The sequence below is a fragment of the Pseudomonas sp. KBS0710 genome (genome assembly GCF_005938045.2).
Lineage (GTDB): Bacteria > Pseudomonadota > Gammaproteobacteria > Pseudomonadales > Pseudomonadaceae > Aquipseudomonas.
Window position 1 is genome coordinate 5,362,855 of sequence record NZ_VCCF02000001.1, and the last position, 19,920, is coordinate 5,382,774.

At 61.7% G+C, this 19,920-nt stretch carries 16 protein-coding genes; 11 read left to right on the forward strand and 5 right to left on the reverse strand.

The window, feature by feature from the left end:
* Nucleotides 1-5: 5 nt before the first annotated feature.
* Genes FFI16_RS24545 through FFI16_RS24590 form a run of 10 tightly spaced genes read left to right on the forward strand, consistent with a single transcriptional unit; the run spans nt 6 to nt 9,467 of the window.
* Nucleotides 6-656 (forward strand): outer membrane lipoprotein carrier protein LolA, encoded by a 651-nt coding sequence (locus FFI16_RS24545; protein ID WP_138817456.1) that lies wholly within the window; start codon nt 6-8, stop codon nt 654-656.
* Nucleotides 646-2,958, forward strand: a complete 2,313-nt coding sequence (locus FFI16_RS24550) for an MMPL family transporter (protein ID WP_138817188.1) — start codon at nt 646-648, stop codon at nt 2,956-2,958. Before FFI16_RS24545 ends, FFI16_RS24550 begins: the two co-directional genes overlap by 11 nt.
* A gap of 33 nt (nt 2,959-2,991) precedes the next feature.
* Nucleotides 2,992-4,239: an NAD(P)/FAD-dependent oxidoreductase gene (locus FFI16_RS24555; RefSeq protein ID WP_256666282.1), complete on the forward strand. Its 1,248-nt coding sequence runs from the start codon at nt 2,992-2,994 to the stop codon at nt 4,237-4,239.
* Nucleotides 4,236-4,970 carry a class I SAM-dependent methyltransferase gene (locus FFI16_RS24560; protein WP_138817189.1) on the forward strand — a complete coding sequence of 245 codons (735 nt, stop codon included), beginning with the start codon at nt 4,236-4,238 and terminating at the stop codon, nt 4,968-4,970. The genes FFI16_RS24555 and FFI16_RS24560 overlap by 4 nt, the downstream gene beginning before the upstream one ends.
* On the forward strand, nt 4,967-5,449 hold the full coding sequence (locus FFI16_RS24565) for a hypothetical protein (protein ID WP_099548057.1): 483 nt from the start codon (nt 4,967-4,969) through the stop codon (nt 5,447-5,449). Before FFI16_RS24560 ends, FFI16_RS24565 begins: the two co-directional genes overlap by 4 nt.
* Nucleotides 5,446-6,612 carry a beta-ketoacyl-[acyl-carrier-protein] synthase family protein gene (locus tag FFI16_RS24570; protein ID WP_138817190.1) on the forward strand — a complete coding sequence of 389 codons (1,167 nt, stop codon included), beginning with the start codon at nt 5,446-5,448 and terminating at the stop codon, nt 6,610-6,612. The genes FFI16_RS24565 and FFI16_RS24570 overlap by 4 nt, the downstream gene beginning before the upstream one ends.
* On the forward strand, nt 6,609-7,070 hold the full coding sequence (locus tag FFI16_RS24575; RefSeq protein WP_138817191.1) for a hotdog family protein: 462 nt from the start codon (nt 6,609-6,611) through the stop codon (nt 7,068-7,070). The genes FFI16_RS24570 and FFI16_RS24575 overlap by 4 nt, the downstream gene beginning before the upstream one ends.
* Entirely contained in the window at nt 7,067-7,795 is a 729-nt protein-coding gene (gene fabG / locus FFI16_RS24580) for a 3-oxoacyl-ACP reductase FabG (RefSeq protein WP_138817192.1), read from the forward strand. The genes FFI16_RS24575 and fabG overlap by 4 nt, the downstream gene beginning before the upstream one ends.
* Complete coding sequence (locus FFI16_RS24585) at nt 7,795-9,021, forward strand: beta-ketoacyl-ACP synthase (RefSeq protein ID WP_138817193.1); 1,227 nt, start codon at nt 7,795-7,797, stop codon at nt 9,019-9,021. The genes fabG and FFI16_RS24585 overlap by 1 nt, the downstream gene beginning before the upstream one ends.
* A gap of 26 nt (nt 9,022-9,047) precedes the next feature.
* Nucleotides 9,048-9,467, forward strand: coding sequence for a hypothetical protein (locus tag FFI16_RS24590; RefSeq protein ID WP_138817194.1), 420 nt, complete (start codon nt 9,048-9,050; stop codon nt 9,465-9,467).
* 204 nt (nt 9,468-9,671) lie between these two features.
* Here the strand turns inward: FFI16_RS24590 and FFI16_RS24595 are convergent, their stop codons facing one another.
* Together FFI16_RS24595 and FFI16_RS24600 are read right to left on the reverse strand one after the other, a co-directional pair.
* Nucleotides 9,672-10,067: a type II toxin-antitoxin system PemK/MazF family toxin gene (locus FFI16_RS24595; protein ID WP_138817195.1), complete on the reverse strand. Its 396-nt coding sequence runs from the start codon at nt 10,065-10,067 to the stop codon at nt 9,672-9,674.
* 87 nt (nt 10,068-10,154) lie between these two features.
* Entirely contained in the window at nt 10,155-11,048 is an 894-nt protein-coding gene (locus FFI16_RS24600; RefSeq protein WP_138817196.1) for a LysR family transcriptional regulator, read from the reverse strand.
* A 172-nt stretch (nt 11,049-11,220) separates the two neighbouring features.
* Here FFI16_RS24600 and FFI16_RS24605 point away from each other — a divergent pair, with 172 nt between their 5' ends.
* Nucleotides 11,221-12,447 (forward strand): MFS transporter, encoded by a 1,227-nt coding sequence (locus FFI16_RS24605; protein WP_371923634.1) that lies wholly within the window; start codon nt 11,221-11,223, stop codon nt 12,445-12,447.
* 119 nt (nt 12,448-12,566) lie between these two features.
* On the opposite strand, the gene hemE is transcribed toward FFI16_RS24605, so the two are convergent.
* The 3 genes from hemE to gltB form a co-directional block, all read right to left on the reverse strand.
* On the reverse strand, nt 12,567-13,634 hold the full coding sequence (gene hemE / locus FFI16_RS24610) for a uroporphyrinogen decarboxylase (RefSeq protein ID WP_034117349.1): 1,068 nt from the start codon (nt 13,632-13,634) through the stop codon (nt 12,567-12,569).
* Nucleotides 13,635-13,872: 238 nt separating this feature from the next.
* On the reverse strand, nt 13,873-15,291 hold the full coding sequence (locus tag FFI16_RS24615) for an FAD-dependent oxidoreductase (RefSeq protein ID WP_003187920.1): 1,419 nt from the start codon (nt 15,289-15,291) through the stop codon (nt 13,873-13,875).
* Nucleotides 15,292-15,323: 32 nt separating this feature from the next.
* The gene (gene gltB / locus FFI16_RS24620; protein ID WP_138817198.1) at nt 15,324-19,769 is read right to left on the reverse strand and encodes a glutamate synthase large subunit; all 4,446 of its coding nucleotides are present in this window, start codon (nt 19,767-19,769) and stop codon (nt 15,324-15,326) included.
* Nucleotides 19,770-19,920 lie beyond the last annotated feature (151 nt).

Sequence of the window (19,920 nt, forward strand, 5' to 3'; positions counted from 1 at the left end):
CCGCGATGGTCGTCAACGGTAACGCGCTTCGCCTGATACTACGCGGCGTCCTCAGGTTCATCGCGGGCAAGCCCGCTCCCACATTGATCGGGTTGCTACTGAGTTTCAGTGCTCACGCCTTCGACCTGCAGCAGCTAAGCGATCAACTGGCCAAACCTGCCGTAATCCACGGCCACTTCACCCAGGAAAAACACCTGCGCGCCCTCCCCCAGCCCTTGGTCAGCAAAGGCACGTTCGTACTCGCCAAAGACCACGGCCTGCTGTGGCTGCTGAAAACCCCGCTGCAACAGGACTACCGCATCAGCGCCCAGGGCATTGCCCGGCGTGACGCCAATGGCTGGCAATTGCTGCCGAACAAGAGCGCCGGTGCTGAGCAGAATCGCCTGTTCCTCGCCGTACTCCAGGGCGACAGCAGTGGCTTGCAGCGAGATTTCGAATTGCAGCTGCAGGGTGAAGCCCAACAGTGGAAGCTGACGCTGGTCCCACGTTCGCTGCTGCTCAAGCAGGTATTCACCCAGATCAATATCGACGGCGGCGAGCTGGTGCAAAAAATCGAACTGCTCGAAACCCAGGGTGACAGCACCGTGCTGCGCATGCAGGACAGCACTGCCGGCCAACCGTTGAGCGAATCGGAGCAACACGACTTTGCCCAGTGAGCGTTGGCTGCCACGCCTGTTCCTGATCCTGCTGGTGGCAGTATTGGCCCTGGCCGGCTGGCAATGGCGCCATGGCGCGCCGTTGTCGGCCAACCTGATGGAACTGGTGCCGGGCAGCACGCCGGATGCGCTGGAACTCAAGGCCGAACAGCGCATGCAGGAGCCACTCAACCGCGAGATGCTGGTGCTGGTGGGGCATGCCGATCGGCAAAAAGCCGTAGCAGTGGCGCAGCAAATGGGCGAACGCTGGCAGGCCAGCGGGCTGTTTGAAAAAGTGCAGTGGAACCTGCAAGCCGACTTGCCCGCCCTGCGTGAGCAACTGCTGCGCGGTCGGCTGGCGATGCTCTCGGCCAAGGACCGCGAGCAACTGATCGAACAGCCCGACGCGTTCATCCAGCAGCGCGTGCAAGCCTTGTTCGACCCGTTCACCGGGTTCAGCCTGGTGCCGAGCCAGGACGACTGGCTGGGCCTCACCGGGCGCATCCAGAACAGCCAGCCGCAGCACGGCTCGGTGCAACTGGATATCGGCAGCGGCGCGTTGATTGCCGATGCAGACGGCAAAAGTTGGGTGCTGCTGCGCGCGCGCACCACCGGCAATGCCTTTGACATGAAACTGCCGCTGCAAGTGGCGGACCTGCTCCAGGCCAGTCGCGAACAGGCCCGCGAGCAAGGCGCACAATTGCTCGCCGCCAGCGGCCTGCTTTACGCCGCCAACGGGCAGCAACAGGCCACGCGGGAAATCACCTGGGTCGGCGGCGGCGCCACGTTGGGCATCCTGTTGTTGCTGTTGCTGGCGTTCCGGCGCTGGCGCGTGTTGCTGGCGTTTGTGCCGGTGCTGGTGGGCATGCTGTTTGGCGCGGTGGCCTGTGTGGCACTGTTCGGCCATATGCATGTGATGACCCTGGTGCTGGGCTCCAGCCTGATCGGCGTGGCGGTGGATTACCCGCTGCACTACCTGTCCAAAAGCTGGAGCCTGCAACCCTGGCGCAGCTGGCCGGCATTGCGCCTGACCTTGCCGGGGCTGAGCCTGAGCCTGGCGACCAGTTGCATTGGCTACCTGGCGCTGGCCTGGACGCCGTTCCCGGCGCTCACACAAATCGCGGTGTTCTCCGCTGCCGGTTTAGTCGGTGCCTACTTGTCGGCCGTGTGCCTGCTGCCCGCGCTGCTCAAGGGCGTGGAACTGCGCCCGGCGCAATGGCCGCTGCGCATCGCCGAATGCCTGTGGCTATTGCGCGCCGCGTTGCTCAAGCGCGTGCCAAGCCCAGTGCTGCTGGCGCTGTTGCTGCTGTTTTGCGCGGGCGGCCTGTGGCACCTGAACAGTAAAAACGATATCCGCCAATGGATCGGCGCCCCGCCGCAATTGCTGCAAGAAGCCCAGGCCGTGGCGCGTATCACCGGATTCCAGCCCACCAGCCAGTTTTTCCTGGTGCGCGCCGACAACCAGCAGCAATTGCTGGAGCGCCAAGCTGCCTTGGGCGAACGCCTGGATCAGTTGGTGAACATGGGCAAGCTGCAAGGCTACCTGGCGCTCAACCAACTGGTGAGCCTGCCGGCCGAGCAGCAACAACTGCGTGCTGCGCTGAACAACCTCGCGCCGCACTGGCAGCCATTGCTGGACCTGGGCGTGCCGGCCAGTGCGCTGCAAGCCGAAGTCACGCAACTGCAAGCGCTGCCCACCGAAGACATCAACGCCGCGCTGGTTGGGCCATTGGCTGAGCCTTGGCGCACCTTGTGGCTGGGGCCAGTGGACGGCGGCGTGGCGGCGATGGTCAGCCTGCAAGGCCTGAACAACCCGGCGCTGTTGCGCGTGCAGGCGCTGGATTTACCCGGCGTGCAACTGGTCGACCGGCTGGGTGATTTGAACCGGGTGTTTGCCGACACGCAGATCAGCGCAGCGGAATTGAAGTTGATGTCGTGCGTGCTGATCGTGCTGTTATTGATCATGCCGTTCGGTTTTGGCGGTGCGTTGCGTATTGTCGCCCTGCCGTTGCTCGCGGCGTTGTGCAGCCTCGCCAGCCTCGGTTGGCTGGGCCAGCCGCTGACCTTGTTCAGCCTGTTCGGCCTGCTGTTGGTCACGGCCATCAGCGTCGACTATGCGATCTTGATGCGCGAGCAGATCGGCGGTGCGGCCGTGAGCCTTTTAGGTACGCTGCTGGCAGCGCTGACGACCTGGTTGTCGTTTGGCCTGTTGGCGGTCTCGAGTACACCCGCCGTGAGTAATTTCGGCCTGTCGGTCAGCCTTGGCCTGGCGTTCAGCTTTATGCTGGCGCCTTGGGCCGGGCATCAGAAGCACGCCTTATGAATGTGTTAATCGCCAAAGTGGCAAGGAGCCCTCGTGCCCACAGTTGAAATGGAACGTCGCCAGGTGGTGGTGATCGGTGCCGGGCCATCCGGCGCTATCGCCGCCGCGCTGTTAAAGCGCAACGGGCATGATGTATTGATGATCGAGCGCGAACATTTCCCGCGCTTCTCGATTGGCGAAAGCCTGCTGTCGCACTGCATCGACTTTATCGAAGAGGCCGGCATGCTCGATGCCGTGCAGGCGGCAGGTTTCCAGGTAAAAACCGGCGCGGCGTTCGCCTGGGGCGAGCGCTACAGTGCGTTTGATTTCAGTGACACCTTCAGCAACGGCAAGCCCACCACCTTCCAGGTGCAGCGCGGCGAGTTCGACAAGTTGCTGGCCGATCAGGCAGCACTGCAAGGCGTAGAGATTCGCTACGGCGAAAGCATCGTCGGCGTGGATTTCGTCGGCGAAAGCCGCTACCTGCATGTGCGCCGCGAGAATGGCAGCGCGTATCACCTCAAGGCCAAATTCGTGCTCGATGCCAGCGGCTACGGCCGCGTGTTGCCACGCCTGCTGGACCTGGAGGCGCCGTCGAATTTCCCGGTGCGCCAGGCGGTGTTTACCCACGTTGAAAATCACATCACACACCCATGTTTTGATCGCAGCAAAATCCTCGTCACCACTCACCCGACCCAGCGCGATATCTGGTTCTGGACCATCCCGTTCAGCAATGGCCGCTGCTCGGTAGGTGTGGTTGCAGCAAAAGAACATTTCGTCGGCCGCGACAGTGATCTCGATACTTGCCTGCGCGGTTTCATCGCTGAGACGCCAAGCCTGGCGGGCGTGCTGCAAAACGCCGTGTGGGATACACCCGCGCGCACCCTCGCCGGCTATTCGGCCAACGTTAAAACCCTGCACGGCCCAGGCTTTGCGCTGCTGGGCAATGCGGCGGAATTCCTCGACCCGGTGTTCTCTTCGGGCGTGACCATCGCCATGCGTTCGGCGAGCATGGCGGCGGGTTTGCTCAGTCGCCAACTCAAGGGCGCAACCGTCGACTGGCAAACCGAGTTTGCCGAGCCGCTGAAACGCGGGGTCGACACCTTCCGCTGCTATGTCGAAGGCTGGTATGCAGGCACCTTCCAGGATGTGATTTTTCACCCAGGCAGCTCACCGGAGATTCGCCGGATGATCAGCTCGATCCTCGCCGGTTACGCCTGGGATGAGCGCAACCCATTTGTCAGCGAGCCCAAGCGGCGCCTGCGGATGCTCTCGGAAATTTGCGCGGATGAGCCAGTATGAGTAGCCAATACCTGAGTAAAAACTACGTCGAAGAAACCCGGTTCGGCTTCTGGTTCCTGCGCAGCCACACCTGGCAGCACCACGTCTTGCGCGTGGCGATCAACGACCTGCGCAGCTTGTTCACCGACCCGCTGCCGGTGGCGCCGGTGTTGCTGGATGCCGGTTGCGGCCAGGGCAAGTCGTTCCAGTATTTGCAGCAGGTGTTCGCACCACAGCGCTTGATCGGCTTGGATGCCGACCCGCACAGCCTCGAGCTGAGCCAGGCAGAAGCCAAGCGCCAAGGCTTGGCCATCGAGCTGATCGGCAGCGACTGCGCCACGCTCGACGTGCCGGACGCAAGCGTCGATATTGTGTTCTGCCACCAGACCTTCCACCACCTGGTTGAACAGCATCGCGCCTTAAAAGAGTTCTATCGCGTGCTCAAGCCGGGCGGCTATCTGCTGTTTGCCGAATCCACCGAAGCCTATATCGACACCTGGGTGATTCGCTGGCTGTTCCGCCACCCGATGCACGTGCAAAAAAGCGCCGAAGAGTACCTGGAGATGCTGCGCGAGCAGGGTTTTGAGTTCGGCCCGCAGAACGTTTCGTACCCGTATTTGTGGTGGAGCCGCTCCAGCGATTTCGGCCTGCTGGAACGCTGGGGCCTGCGCAACCCGCCGCCGGTTGGCCAACGCGAAGAAACCCTGGTCAACTGCGTGGCGCGTAAACCTTTAGCGAGCGCCGAAACATGATTCGTATGCTGTTGATGGGTTGCCTGTTGCTGCTGAGCGCCTGCGTCAGCCAGCCGCCGCTGCCCGAAAAAACTCCGGCCCTGGCCTTGCCCATGCAACTGCATGTGCAGCGCCGCGCCGACGGCCAGACCCAGGATTGGCTGCTGGTGATCCAGCGCGAAGGCGCGGCCATTCGCTGGTCGATGATGGACCCATTGGGCATTCCCCAGGCCCGGCAAAAGCTGATCAATGGCCAGTGGCAGGCCGACGGTTTGCTGCCGCCCAACCCGCAGGCACGTGAGCTGTTTGCGGCGCTGTTGTTTGCGCTGACCTCGGCCGATGACGTGCCCACGCTGTACCCGCGTGCCCAGGCGATGGACCTGACGCGCACGCTGCCGGGGCATTGGCAAATCGTCTACCAGTCCTCAGAGGTGTTCAGCGTGAACATGGCGGGCCAGCCGTTGAGCTACCGCATCACGCCACTTGGGGCGGCGCGATGACGGCTTACCTGAATGCCCTGGGCGTGATCTGCGCCCTGGGCCGAGGCCAGGCTGAAGTCAGCCGCAGCCTGTTTGCCGGCGATTGCTCCGGCATGCGCGCCGAAGGCGGTTGGGTGCCGGAACGCGTGCTGCCGGTGGGCGGTGTGCGCAGCGAGCTGGTGGCAATCCCGGCTGAGCTACGCCCGCAGAGCAGCCGCAATAACCAGTTGCTGCTGGAAGCGGCCGTGCAGATTGAAAGCGAGCTGCGCCAGGCAATCCACACCTACGGCGCCTCGCGGGTTGGCATTGTGCTGGGCACCAGCACCTCGGGTATCGATGAAGCCAGTCGCGGCATCGCGCATTACCTGCGTGGGCAGCAGTTCCCGGGCGACTATGACTACCAGCAACAGGAACTCAGCGCACCGGCGAATTTTCTCGCCGACTGGTTGCACGTCAGCGGCCCGGCCTATGTGATTTCTACTGCTTGCACCTCCAGCGCCCGTGCGTTGATGAGCGCCCAGCGCCTGCTCGACCTGGGTGTGTGTGATGCGGTGATCTGCGGCGGTGTCGACAGCCTGTGCAAGCTGACGCTTAACGGCTTTACCGCGCTGGAAGCGGTCGCCAGCGAGCGTTGCAATCCGTTTTCGGTGAACCGCAACGGCATCAATATCGGCGAAGCGGCGGTGCTGTTTCTGATGACTAAAACGCCTGCGCCGATTGCCCTGCTGGGCAGCGGCGCCAGTTGCGATGCGCACCATATCTCCGCGCCCGAGCCCACCGGCAAAGGTGCGTTGCAGGCGATGCGCAAGGCGCTGGCCAGCGCCAAACTTGAACCGGAACACATCGGCTACCTGAACCTGCACGGCACTGCCACGCAGCATAACGACGCCATGGAAAGCCTGGCCGTCGCCAGCCTGTTTCCTCAAGGCGTAGCGTGTTCGTCGACCAAGCCCATGAGCGGCCACACCCTCGGTGCCGCAGGCGCGCTGGAAGCGGCGTTCTGCTGGTTGAGCCTGATGCATGACCGTGTGCCGCCGCATGTGTGGGACGGCCAAGCCGATCCGGCACTGCCCGCGTTGCAGTGGACACAGACCGGCGACACCTTGAAAAAACGCTGCCTGATGAGCAACTCGTTTGCCTTCGGCGGCAATAACGTCAGCCTGATAATCGCGGAGGCCCCATGATCGATTGGTCACTCGCCGAGCTGCTGCCCCACGCGGGCGACATGATCCTGATCGACCAGGTGCTGTCGTTCGATGAAGAGCAGGTTCACACCCGCGCCACCGTCAAGCCCGGCGGCCTGTTCAACCGGCCGGACGGCAGCCTGCCGGCCTGGGTTGGCATCGAGCTGATGGCGCAGAGCGTCGCCGCCTATGCCGGTTGCCGTGCGCGCCAGAATGGCGAGGCAGTGGAGTTGGGGTTCCTGCTCGGCACGCGCAAATTTGAATGCAACGTGGAGCACTTCCCGGCCGGTGCCGAGCTGCGCATCCACGGCCTGCGCTCGCTGGAAGACGACAACGGCATGGGTGTGTTCGAATGCCACCTCACCGGCGACGGTATCCAGGCCAGCGCACGCTTGAACGTATTTCGACCGCCCCAGGCGGCCAATTATTTAGAAGAACCGAAGGACGCAACGCCATGACTGAATCCGTACTGGTCACCGGCTCCAGCCGTGGCATCGGCCGCGCCATTGCCCTGCGCCTGGCCCAGGCCGGGCATGACATCGTGCTGCATTGCCGCAGTGGCCGCGCTGAAGCGGACGCGGTAAAAGTCGAGATCGAGGCATTGGGTCGCAAGGCACGGGTGCTGCAATTTGATGTGGCGGATCGAGCCAGCTGCAAGGAGATCCTTGAGGCCGACGTGGAGCAATATGGCGCCTATTACGGCGTGGTGCTCAACGCGGGCCTGACCCGTGACGGCGCTTTCCCGGCCCTCTCGGAAGACGATTGGGATGTGGTGATGCGCACCAACCTGGATGGTTTCTACAACGTGCTGCACCCGGTGATGATGCCGATGATTCGTCGTCGCGCGGCTGGCCGTATCGTCTGTATCACTTCGGTTTCCGGATTGATCGGCAACCGTGGCCAGGTCAACTACAGTGCCTCCAAAGCTGGTTTGATCGGCGCGGCCAAAGCGCTGGCGATTGAATTGGGCAAGCGCAAGATCACCGTCAACTGCGTGGCACCCGGGTTGATCGACACGGCGATGCTGGATGAAAACGTGCCGGTTGAAGAACTGATGAAGATGATCCCGGCGCAACGCATGGGCACCCCGGAAGAAGTCGCCGGTGCGGTGAACTTCCTGATGTCGGCCGAGGCCGGCTATATCACGCGCCAAGTGCTGGCCGTGAATGGGGGCCTGTGCTGATGAAGCGCGTCGTCGTCACCGGCATGGCCGGCATGACCTCCCTGGGCAGCGATTGGGACACCATCGCCGCAAATTTTCGCGCCAACCGCAGCGGCATCCGGCGCATGGATGAGTGGGACCGCTTTACCGAATTGAACACGCGCCTGGCCGGGCCGATCGATGATTTTGTCGTGCCTGCGCACTGGACGCGCAAGCAGCTGCGTAGCATGGGCCGCGTCTCACGCCTGGCGGTGTGGGCGGCGGAGCAAGCGTTGCAGGATGCCGGCTTGTTAGGCGACGAATCGATCAAGGATGGGCGCATGGGCGTGGCCTGTGGCTCATCCACCGGTAGCACCGATGAGATCAAGGCGTTCGGCAATATGCTGCTGAACTCGGTGGCCGAGGGGCTGAATGCCAACTCCTATGTGCGCATGATGCCGCACACCACGGCGGCAAATATCAGCATCTTCTTTGGCCTCACCGGGCGGCTGATTCCTACCTCCAGCGCCTGCACCAGCGGCAGCCAGGGCATCGGTTACGCCTACGAGGCGATCAAGTTCGGCCGCTTGCCGTTGATGCTTGCCGGCGGCGCCGAAGAGCTGTGCCCCACCGAAGCCATGGTGTTCGACGCGCTGTACGCCACCAGCTTGAAAAACGACGCGCCGCAGACCAGCCCACGCCCTTACGACAGCGGCCGCGACGGCCTGGTGATCGGCGAAGGCGGCGGCATGCTGGTGCTCGAAGAACTGGAACACGCCCTGGCGCGCGGTGCGCATATCCACGCCGAGCTGGTGGGTTTTGGCAGCAACGCCGACGGCCAGCACACCACGCGCCCGGAGCAGAAAACCATGCGCCGGGCCATGGAGCTGGCGCTGGAAGATGCCGGGCTTGAGCCATCCGCCATCGGCTACGTCAACGGCCATGGCACCGCCACCGACCAGGGCGACATCGCCGAGACGTTGGCCACCAGCAGCCTGTTCGGCAGCCGCATGCCGATCAGTTCGCAGAAGAGCTTCCTGGGCCACACCTTGGGCGCCTGCGGTGCGCTGGAGTCCTGGTTCAGCATCGAAATGATGAACCGTGACCAGTACGTGCACACCTTCAACCTGGATACCGTCGACCCGCAATGCGGCGAGCTGGATTACCTGCAAGGTGGGTTCCGCGAGATGCACAACGACTACGTGATGAACAACAACTTTGCCTTTGGCGGCGTCAACACTTCGTTGATCTTTCGCCGCTGGTCCTGATTTTTTAATTGATTGGAGAAAACGGAATGTCTTCCTTGCTACGCGCCACCCTGATCACTCTGGCTCTGCTCACCACCGCCGGTTGCACCAACAAACCTGTACTCAACACCCAGCACGACTTGCCGGTCACGGCCCAGCTCAGCGAAGAGAAAGTCAAACAGGTGATCGTCGCGGCCCTGCAAAAGCGCGAGTGGACCGTGCAACGCCTGAGCCCGCAACTGGTGCAGGCCGAAATCACTGTGCGTAACCAGTTCCATGCTGAAATCGACATCCGCTATACCCGCAACAGCTACGCCATCACCTACCGCGACAGCCGCGACCTGGGCTACAAGGACGGCAAGATCCATCGCAACTACAATCGCTGGGTGAGCATGCTGGATCGCGACATCATGGCGGGCTTGCAGAGTGCGGGCATGAATGGCGTGGAGGCTTTGAAACAGAACTGAGGCTTTGTGTTCTGCATAAACGACAAAGGGCGCCATTCGGCGCCCTCTTCACAAACAGGTCGGCTTGTCATCGCCACTTCCTGCCCGGCTCTGCGATGGCTGGTTGCCCAGGATCCTCAGAGTCTCACAAGCCCCTTTCGGGAACCCGGTCAGTATGCCTGAAAACAGGTTGCCTGCAATCGGTGGCAAAGCGCCGTCTACCCTTCATTCCCTCCAACGCAGCCCCAGCGCACTGCGCACCGCCACTTTTATCGCTAAAAACTGGTCACTGGTGAGCTCCGCGATTTTGTAAGTTCGTTTGCCATGACGGTCCTTGCTTTTGATTCGATCCAGTCGTCCCAGGCTTACGGTCGCCACAATGTCGCACTTCGCCCAGCAGACGGGGTGTGCGCCTTGAAGATGGCTGTCGAGCTGCAGGTGATGCTCCAATAGCGTTTGAGGTGCGGTTGTGCTCAGGGGCACTACGGTAACCAGCAATTTATTGGTGCGGTGCTTGCGTATCACAATGACGGGTCGAATCTTGATGATCTCCGGAACCTCATAACCTCGGAAATCACAAATCAACACGCTGCCCTCCTTGGGCTGGTAAAGAAGTGCCATCCATTTCACTCGCTTTGAAAAGAGCGATTCTGCGCAACTTTCTCGCGAATAACTAAGCTGGTTGCGTTACCTGATATGTGAGGCTGCCTACACCACTGCCTGGCGCGTCAGCAACTCCACAAAGGCCTTGGCCATCGGCGTTTGCGCGCCCTTGCGTTGCACCAGCCACACCGCTGTCACGGCCTCCTGATCGAGCAAGGTGCGATAGACCACACCATCAATGCGGATGCGCTGGTAAGACGCCGGCAGCACCGACACCCCCAGCCCCGCCGCCACCAGGCCGATAATTGTCATTGCTTCTCCGGCTTCCTGGGCAAAGTGCGGGCTGAAGCCGGCATCGCGGGCCAGGTTGAGTAGCTGGGCGTACAGGCCGCTGCCGTAGGTGCGTGGGAAAAATACAAACGGCTCCTCGGCCAGTTGCGCCAGGTGCAGGCCGCGCTCGCTGCCTTCCACCAACGGATGGCCAGCGTTCAATACTGCGACCAAAGGCTCACGCATCAACTCGATCACGCTCAGAGAATCCGGCAACGGCAGCGGGCGCATCAGGCCGACCTGAATCGACTCATCCACCAGCGACTCGGCCACCTCGGTGCTGCTCATTTCCTGCAAATTCAGGTGCACCGCCGGGAAGGCTTTACGAAACGCAAAGATCGCCTGTGGAATGCTGGAGTTAAATGGCGCCGACGAGGTGAAGCCGATCTTCAATTCGCCCAGCTCGCCCAATTGCGCGCGGCGCGCCACGTCGGCGGCTTTATCCACTTGCGCCAGCACCAAGCGCGCTTCTTGCAGGAACAACCGGCCAGCCTCGCTCAGCTCAACCCGACGGTTGGTACGCTCAAACAAACGTGCGCCCACTTCCTGTTCCAGCGCCTGGATCTGCTGGCTCAACGGCGGTTGCGAGATGCCCAGCACCTTTGCGGCGCGGCCAAAATGCAGCTCTTCGGCGACGGCAATGAAGTACCGCAAGTGACGCAATTCCATGTAAACCTCATTAGGTCGTAAAAGCTCTTAAACAGGTCGAACAATATATTGGAAAGAATCATTAGGCAGCTATATTCTTTTTCGTATTGCCAGTCCTGGCAGGCTTTTCCTCCCCGAGGTCCCCGTGAAATCTGCTGTCGCGCCATTCGCTCAAGAAGTCCCGCCCACCGCTTTGGATGAGGTGGTCGCTCAGCTCAATGACGAGTACATCGAAAAAGGCACGCCGATGTTCATGCGCACAGTGCTGGCGCTGTTCTCCGGCGGGTTTGCCACCTTTGCCCTGCTGTACTGCGTGCAGCCGATGATGCCGGCGCTGTCCCACGAGTTTTCCATCAATGCGGCACAAAGCAGCCTGATCCTCTCTGTCGCCACGGCGATGCTGGCGCTGGGGCTGCTGATCACCGGGCCGATTTCTGACAGGCTGGGGCGTAAACCGGTGATGGTCGCTGCGTTGTTCTGTGCCGCGCTGGCCACCATCGCCAGTGGCTTGATGCCGACCTGGGAAGGCATTCTGCTGATGCGTGCGCTGGTGGGCCTGTCGTTAAGCGGCTTGGCCGCCGTGGCGATGACGTACCTGAGTGAAGAGATCCACCCCCAGCACATCGGCCTGGCCATGGGCCTGTACATCGGCGGCAACGCGATTGGCGGCATGAGCGGGCGCCTGATCATCGGCGTGTTGATCGACTTTGTCAGTTGGCACACCGCAATGCTGATTATCGGCGCCCTGGCGCTGATCGCAGCCACGGTGTTCTGGAAAATCCTCCCCGAATCGCGCAACTTCCGCGCCAGCAGCCTCAAGCCGCGCAACCTGGTGGACGGTTTTGTCATGCACTTCAAGGACGCGGGCCTGCCGTGGTTATTCCTCGAAGCCTTCCTGCTGATGGGCGCGTTTGTGACGATGTTCAACTACATCGGCTATCGCCTGCTGGCCTCACCCTACGAGCTGAGCCAGGCGGTGGTCGGCCTGCTGTCGTTGGTGTATCTGTCGGGCATCTACAGCTCGGCCAAAATCGGCTCCCTGGCCGACCGCCTCGGCCGCCGTCGCGTGCTGTGGGGCACCATCGTCTTGATGCTGTCGGGGATGCTGCTGACCCTGTTCACACCGCTGTGGCTGGTGGTGCCGGGCATGCTGATCTTCACCTTCGGCTTCTTCGGCGCGCATTCGGTGGCCAGCAGCTGGATTGGGCGGCGGGCGGTGAAGGCCAAAGGACAGGCGTCGTCGCTGTATCTGTTCTGCTACTACGTGGGGTCGAGTATTGCGGGGACGGCGGGCGGGTTCTTCTGGCATTTTGCCGGGTGGAACGGGATTGGCGGGTTTATCGTGGCGTTGCTGATGGGTGCGCTGCTAGTGGCGCTGAAGCTGGCGAAGTTGCCGCCGCTGAGAAATGTTCAGGCCTGATGCAACACTGTTTTTAATGTGGGAGCGGGCTTGCACGCGAATGCGGAGTGTCAGTCGAAAAATTCGTCACTGAATCACCGCATTCGCGAGCAAGCCCGCTCCCACATTTGGTTTGAGTTTTACTCGTGATATTGCGCCGACAGCTCATGCACTGCACGCAGGAACGCGCCAGCGTGCTCCGGATTTACTTCCGGGGTGATGCCATGGCCGAGGTTGAACACGTGCCCGCTGCCCTTGCCATAGCTGGCCAGGATGCGGCCGACTTCGGTGCGGATCGCTTCCGGCTTGGCGTACAGCACGGTCGGGTCCATGTTGCCTTGCAGCGCTACCTGGTTGCCGACGCGACGGCGGGCTTCGCCGAGGTCGCAGGTCCAATCCAGGCCCAGTGCATCGGCGCCCGCATCAGCAATGCTTTCCAGCCACAGGCCGCCGCCTTTGGTGAACATGATCACCGGCACTTTGCGGCCTTCGTGTTCGCGGATCAGCCCGCTGACGATTTTGCGCATGTAGGCCAGGGAGAACTCCTGGTACGCCGCCGACGACAGGTTGCCGCCCCAAGTGTCGAAGATTTGCACCGCTTGCGCCCCGGCCATGATCTGGCCGTTGAGGTAGCTGGTGACCGACTGCGCCAGCTTGTCCAGCAGCAGATGCATGGCTTGCGGGTTGTCGTAGAGCATGGCCTTGGTTTTGCGGAAGTCTTTCGACGAGCCGCCTTCGACCATGTAAGTGGCCAGGGTCCACGGGCTGCCGGAGAAGCCGATCAGCGGCACGCGGCCGTTAAGCTCGCGACGGATGGTGCTCACGGCGTCCATCACGTAGCCGAGGTCTTTGTGCGGATCCGGGATCGGCAGGGCTTCGATGTCGGCCAGGGTGCTGACGACTTTTTTGAAACGCGGGCCTTCGCCGGTTTCGAAATACAGGCCTTGGCCCATGGCGTCAGGGATGGTGAGGATGTCGGAGAAGAGGATGGCCGCGTCCAGTTGTGGGTAGCGGTCCAGCGGCTGCATCGTGACTTCGCAGGCGAACTCCGGGTTCATGCACAGGCTCATGAAGTCGCCGGCATTGGCGCGACTGGCGCGGTATTCCGGCAGGTAGCGACCGGCTTGACGCATCATCCACACGGGCGTGACGTCTACGGGTTGCTTGAGCAGGGCACGAAGGAAACGGTCGTTCTTGAGGGCAGTCATGTCGGCATCCGCAAAAAAAGTGCGGGCATTTTCTCAGAGCGCGACGCAAAAGGCACGGAGTGAGCCGTGCCTTTTGTCTATCGGGTCAATTTGTCGCGGTGTCTTGCGGTATGACAGACACCACCAAACCCTATCTGGAATGGGGTTTGTGTGGGAGCTGGCTTGCCTGCGATGACAGTAGTGAATTCACCACCGCTATCGCAGGCAAGCCAGCTCCCACAGTTGACCGTGTTTCAACTCAAACTTGAAGGTAATCCAGGATGCCTTCGGCGGCGTTGCGGCCTTCGAAGATCGCGGTAACTACCAGGTCAGAGCCGCGCACCATATCGCCGCCGGCGAAGATTTTCGGGTTGCTGGTCTGATGTTTGTACTGGCCTTGCTCCGGGGCTACAACGCGGCCCTGGCTGTCGGTCTGGATTTCGAACTGCTCGAACCACGGCGCCGGGCTTGGGCGGAAACCGAAAGCGATCACCACGGCGTCAGCCGGGATGATTTCTTCGGAGCCCGGGATCGGCTCAGGGCTGCGACGGCCACGGGCGTCCGGCTCGCCGAGACGGGTCTCGACCACCTTCACACCTTCAACACGGTCTTCACCGACGATGGCGATCGGCTGGCGGTTGTAGAGGAATTTCACGCCTTCTTCCTTGGCGTTCTTCACCTCTTTACGCGAGCCGGGCATGTTGGCTTCGTCACGGCGATAAGCACAGGTCACCGACTTGGCGCCCTGGCGGATCGAGGTGCGGTTGCAGTCCATCGCGGTGTCACCACCGCCCAGTACCACGACCTTCTTGCCTTTCATGTCGACGAAATCTTCCGGCGACTTTTCAAAGCCCAGGTTGCGGTTGACGTTGGCGATCAGGAAGTCGAGCGCGTCATACACGCCCGGCAGGTCCTCACCGGCAAAGCCGCCCTTCATGTAGGTGTAGGTGCCCATGCCCATGAACACGGCATCGTATTCGGCGAGCAGTTGCTCCATGGTGATGTCTTTGCCGATTTCGGTATTGAGACGGAACTCGATACCCATGCCGGTGAAGACTTCACGACGATGGCTCAGTACGGTTTTTTCCAGCTTGAACTCGGGAATACCGAAGGTCAGCAGGCCGCCGATTTCCGGGTTCTTGTCGAACACCACCGGGGTCACGCCGCCGCGTACCAGCACGTCGGCACAGCCCAGGCCCGCCGGGCCTGCGCCGATGATCGCAACGCGCTTGCCGGTCGGCTTGACCTTGGACATGTCCGGGCGCCAGCCCATGGCGAACGCGGTGTCGGTGATGTACTTCTCCACCGAACCGATGGTCACCGCGCCAAAACCATCGTTAAGGGTGCAGGCACCCTCGCACAGACGGTCCTGGGGACAAACCCTGCCGCAGACTTCCGGCAGGGTATTGGTCTGGTGCGACAGCTCGGCGGCGGCGAGGATGTTGCCCTCGGCCACCAGCTTTAGCCAGTTGGGAATGAAGTTGTGCACCGGGCACTTCCATTCGCAATACGGGTTACCGCAACCCAGGCAGCGGTGGGCCTGGTCGGCCGAGTGCTGGGGTTTGAAGGGTTCGTAGATTTCCACGAACTCTTTCTTGCGTTGACGCAACAGTTTCTTCTTCGGATCTTTGCGCCCGACATCGATGAACTGGAAGTCGTTATTCAGACGTTCAGCCATGTTAAAACCTCATCAAACTCTTCAGGCGCATATCACTGCGGGTTGGCACGGATGCTGGAAAGCAACGATTTCAGGTTGGCAGCCTTGGGCTTGACCAGCCAGAAACGACGCAGGTAATCATCGAGGTTTTCGGCGAGGTTACGACCCCATTCGCTGCCGGTCTCCTCGACGTACTCGTCCAGCACGTGCTGCAAGTGGTTCCGGTAGGACTCCATGGCTTCGCCGCTGATCCGCTGGATCTCGACCAACTCGTGGTTGACCTTGTCGACGAAGGTGTTGTCCTGGTCGAGCACGTAGGCGAAACCGCCGGTCATGCCCGAACCGAAGTTGTAACCGGTCTTGCCCAGTACCGCGACAAAGCCACCGGTCATGTACTCGCAGCAGTGATCACCAGTGCCTTCCACCACGGTGTGGGCACCGGAGTTACGCACGGCGAAACGCTCACCGGCGGTCCCTGCGGCAAACAGCTTGCCGCCAGTGGCACCGTACAAGCAGGTGTTGCCGATGATGGCACTGTCCTGGGTCTTGTAGATGCTGCCTTTAGGCGGAACGATCACCAGCTTGCCGCCGGTCATGCCCTTGCCCACGTAGTCGTTGGCGTCGCCTTCGAGGTACATGTGCAGGCCGCCGGCGTTCCACACGCCGAAGCTCTGGCCGGCGGTGCCGTTGAAGCGGAAGGTGATCGGCGCTTTCGCCATGCCTTGGTTGCCGTGCTTGCGCGCGATTTCGCCGGAGATACGTGCGCCAATCGAGCGGTCGCAGTTGCAGATATCCAGGGCAAAGTCGCCACCGCTGGCGTCATTGATCGAGGAACTGGCCATCTCGACCATCTTCTCGGCCAACAGGCCTTTGTCGAACGGCGGGTTGCGGTCCACCTGGCAGAATTGTGGCTTGTCTGCCGGGATGTGATCGCTGCCCAACAGCGGCGTCAGGTCCAGGTGCTGTTGCTTGGCGGTCTGGCCTTCGAGGATGTCGAGCAAGTCGGTACGACCGATCAGCTCTTCCAGCGAACGCACGCCCAGCTTGGCCAGCCACTCACGGGTCTCTTCGGCGACGTAGGTGAAGAAGTTCACCACCATGTCGACGGTGCCGATGTAGTGATCCTTGCGCAGCTTCTCGTTCTGAGTGGCGACGCCGGTGGCGCAGTTGTTCAGGTGGCAGATGCGCAGGTATTTGCAGCCCAGGGCGATCATGGGCGCGGTGCCGAAGCCGAAGCTTTCGGCGCCGAGGATCGCAGCCTTGATCACATCGAGGCCGGTTTTCAGGCCGCCATCGGTTTGCACCCGCACCTTGCCGCGCAGGTCGTTGCCGCGCAGGGTCTGGTGGGTTTCGGCCAGGCCGAGTTCCCACGGCGCGCCGGCGTACTTGATCGAGGTCAGCGGCGAAGCGCCGGTGCCGCCGTCATAGCCGGAAATGGTGATCAGGTCGGCATAGGCCTTGGCCACACCGGCGGCGATGGTGCCCACGCCGGCTTCTGCTACCAGTTTCACCGAGACCAGCGCCTGCGGGTTGACTTGTTTCAAGTCGAAAATCAGCTGCGACAAGTCTTCAATCGAATAGATGTCGTGGTGCGGCGGTGGCGAAATCAGGGTGACGCCCGGCACTGCATAACGCAGCTTGGCGATCAAACCGTTGACCTTGCCGCCAGGCAGCTGGCCGCCTTCACCGGGCTTGGCACCCTGGGCGACTTTGATCTGCAGCACTTCAGCGTTGACCAGATATTCCGGGGTTACACCAAAGCGGCCAGTGGCGACCTGCTTGATTTTCGAGCTCTTGATGGTGCCGTAGCGCGCCGGGTCTTCGCCGCCTTCGCCGGAGTTGGAACGCGCACCCAGGCGGTTCATGGCTTCGGCCAGGGCTTCGTGAGCCTCGGGCGACAAGGCACCCAGGGAAATACCGGCGGAGTCGAAGCGCTTGAGGATCGATTCCAGCGGTTCGATTTCGCTGATGGTCAGCGGCGTGTCCAGGGTCTTCACCTTGAACAAATCGCGGATCATCGACACCGGGCGGTTATCCACCAGCGCGGTGTATTCCTTGAACTTGGCGTAGTCGCCCTGCTGCACAGCGGCTTGCAGGGTGCTGACCACGTCCGGGTTGTAGGCGTGGTATTCGCCACCGTGCACGAACTTGAGCAGGCCACCTTGCTGGATCGGCTTGCGCGCGCTCCAGGCTTCGGCTGCCAGGGCTTTCTGTTCGGCTTCGATGTCGACGAAACGCGCGCCCTTGATACGGCTTGGCACGCCACGGAAGCTCAGCTCGCAGACTTCTTCAGACAGGCCGATGGCTTCGAACAGCTGGGCGCCACGGTAAGACGTGACGGTGGAGATGCCCATCTTCGACAGGATCTTCAGCAAGCCCTTGGTGATGCCCTTACGGTAGTTCTTGAACACCTCATAGAGGTCGCCCAGCACTTCACCGGTACGGATCAAATCACCCAGCACTTCGTAGGCCAGGAACGGGTAAACCGCCGAGGCGCCGAAACCGATCAGCACCGCAAAGTGGTGCGGGTCGCGGGCAGTAGCCGTTTCCACGAGGATGTTGGAGTCGCAACGCAGGCCTTTTTCGGTCAGGCGGTGGTGCACCGCGCCGGTGGCCAAGGAGGCGTGGATCGGCAGCTTGCCTGGGGCGATGTGGCGGTCGGTCAGCACGATCTGGGTACGACCGGCGCGCACAGCTTCTTCAGCCTGATCGGCGACGTTACGCACGGCGGCTTCAAGGCCGAGGCTCTCGTCGTAGTTCAGGTCGATGATCTGGCGGTCGAAGCCTGGACGCTCCAGGGTCATCAACGAACGCCATTTGGCCGGGGAAATGACCGGCGAGCTGAGGATCACGCGGGAGGCGTGCTCAGGCGATTCCTGGAAGATGTTGCGCTCGGCACCGAGGCACACCTCCAACGACATCACGATGGCTTCGCGCAGCGGGTCGATCGGCGGGTTGGTCACCTGCGCAAACTGCTGGCGGAAATAGTCGTACGGCGTGCGCACGCGCTGGGACAGCACGGCCATTGGCGTGTCATCGCCCATGGAGCCGACCGCTTCATAGCCTTGCTCGCCGAGCGGGCGCAGCACTTGGTCGCGCTCTTCGAACGTGACCTGGTACATCTTCATGTACTGCTTGAGCTGGTCGACGTCGTAGAAAGCCGAACCGTGGTCGTTGTCTTCCATGGTCGCCTGGATGCGCAGGGCGTTCTTGCGCAGCCATTGCTTGTACGGGTGACGCGACTTCAAGCGGTTGTCGATGGCATCGGTGTCGAGGATCTGCCCGGTTTCAGTGTCCACGGCCAGGATCTGGCCTGGGCCTACGCGGCCTTTGGCGATCACGTCTTCAGGCTTGTAGTCCCACACGCCGATTTCCGACGCCAGGGTGATGAAACCGTTGGTGGTGGTGACCCAACGCGCCGGGCGCAGACCGTTACGGTCGAGCAGGCACACCGCATAGCGGCCGTCGGTCATCACCACGCCGGCCGGGCCGTCCCACGGCTCCATGTGCATCGAGTTGTACTCGTAGAATGCACGCAGGTCCGGGTCCATGGTCTCGACGTTCTGCCACGCAGGCGGAATGATCATGCGCACGCCACGGAACAGGTCGATGCCGCCGGTGACCATCAGTTCGAGCATGTTGTCCATGCTGGAGGAGTCGGAACCCACGCGGTTGACCAGCGGGCCGAGCTCTTCGAGGTCCATCAAATCGTTGGCGAACTTGGTGCGACGGGCCACGGCCCAGTTGCGGTTGCCGGTGATGGTGTTGATCTCGCCGTTGTGGGCGAGGAAGCGGAATGGCTGCGCCAGCGGCCATTTCGGCAGGGTGTTGGTGGAGAAGCGCTGGTGGAACACGCAAATCGCGGTTTGCAGGCGCTCGTCGCTCAGGTCCGGATAAAAGGCGGTCAAGTCCGCCGGCATCATCAGGCCTTTATAAATGATGGTCTTGTGCGAAAAGCTGCAGATGTAGTGGTCGGTGTCCGCGGCGTTGGAGACCGACGAACGACGACGCGAGGTGAACAGTTTGATCGCCATGTCCTGATCGCTGAGGCCATCGCCTGCGATGAACACTTGCTCGATCTGCGGCAGGCGCTCCAGGGCCAGGCGGCCAAGCACGCTGGTGTCGATCGGCACTTTGCGCCAGCCAACCAGTTGCAGGCCGGCGGCGACGATTTCGCGGTTCATGTTCTCGCGAGCGGCTTGGGCTTTAACCGGGTCCTGGTTGAAAAACACCATGCCCACGGCGTATTGCTTGGGCAGGTCGACAGCAAATTGCTCTTTTGCGACAGCGCGCAGGAACTGGTCGGGCTTTTGAATCAGCAAGCCGCAACCGTCACCGGTCTTGCCGTCGGCGTTGATCCCACCGCGGTGGGTCATGCAGGTCAGGGCCTCGATGGCCGTTTGCAAAAGGGTATGACTGGGCTCGCCCTGCATGTGGGCTATCAGGCCGAAACCGCAGTTATCCTTGAATTCATCGGGTTGGTACAGACCTGCTTTCATAGACACTTTCTCACCAGGCTGCCTCTTCTACCGAGGCAAATTTCTTTTCAATTCAACCGGTTACCTTCCACGCCGAACGTACGCCGGCTTAGCGGGGGCAAAAGGGAGGTCATTGTACACACCGACACGAACGCTCACAAATTTAGCGACG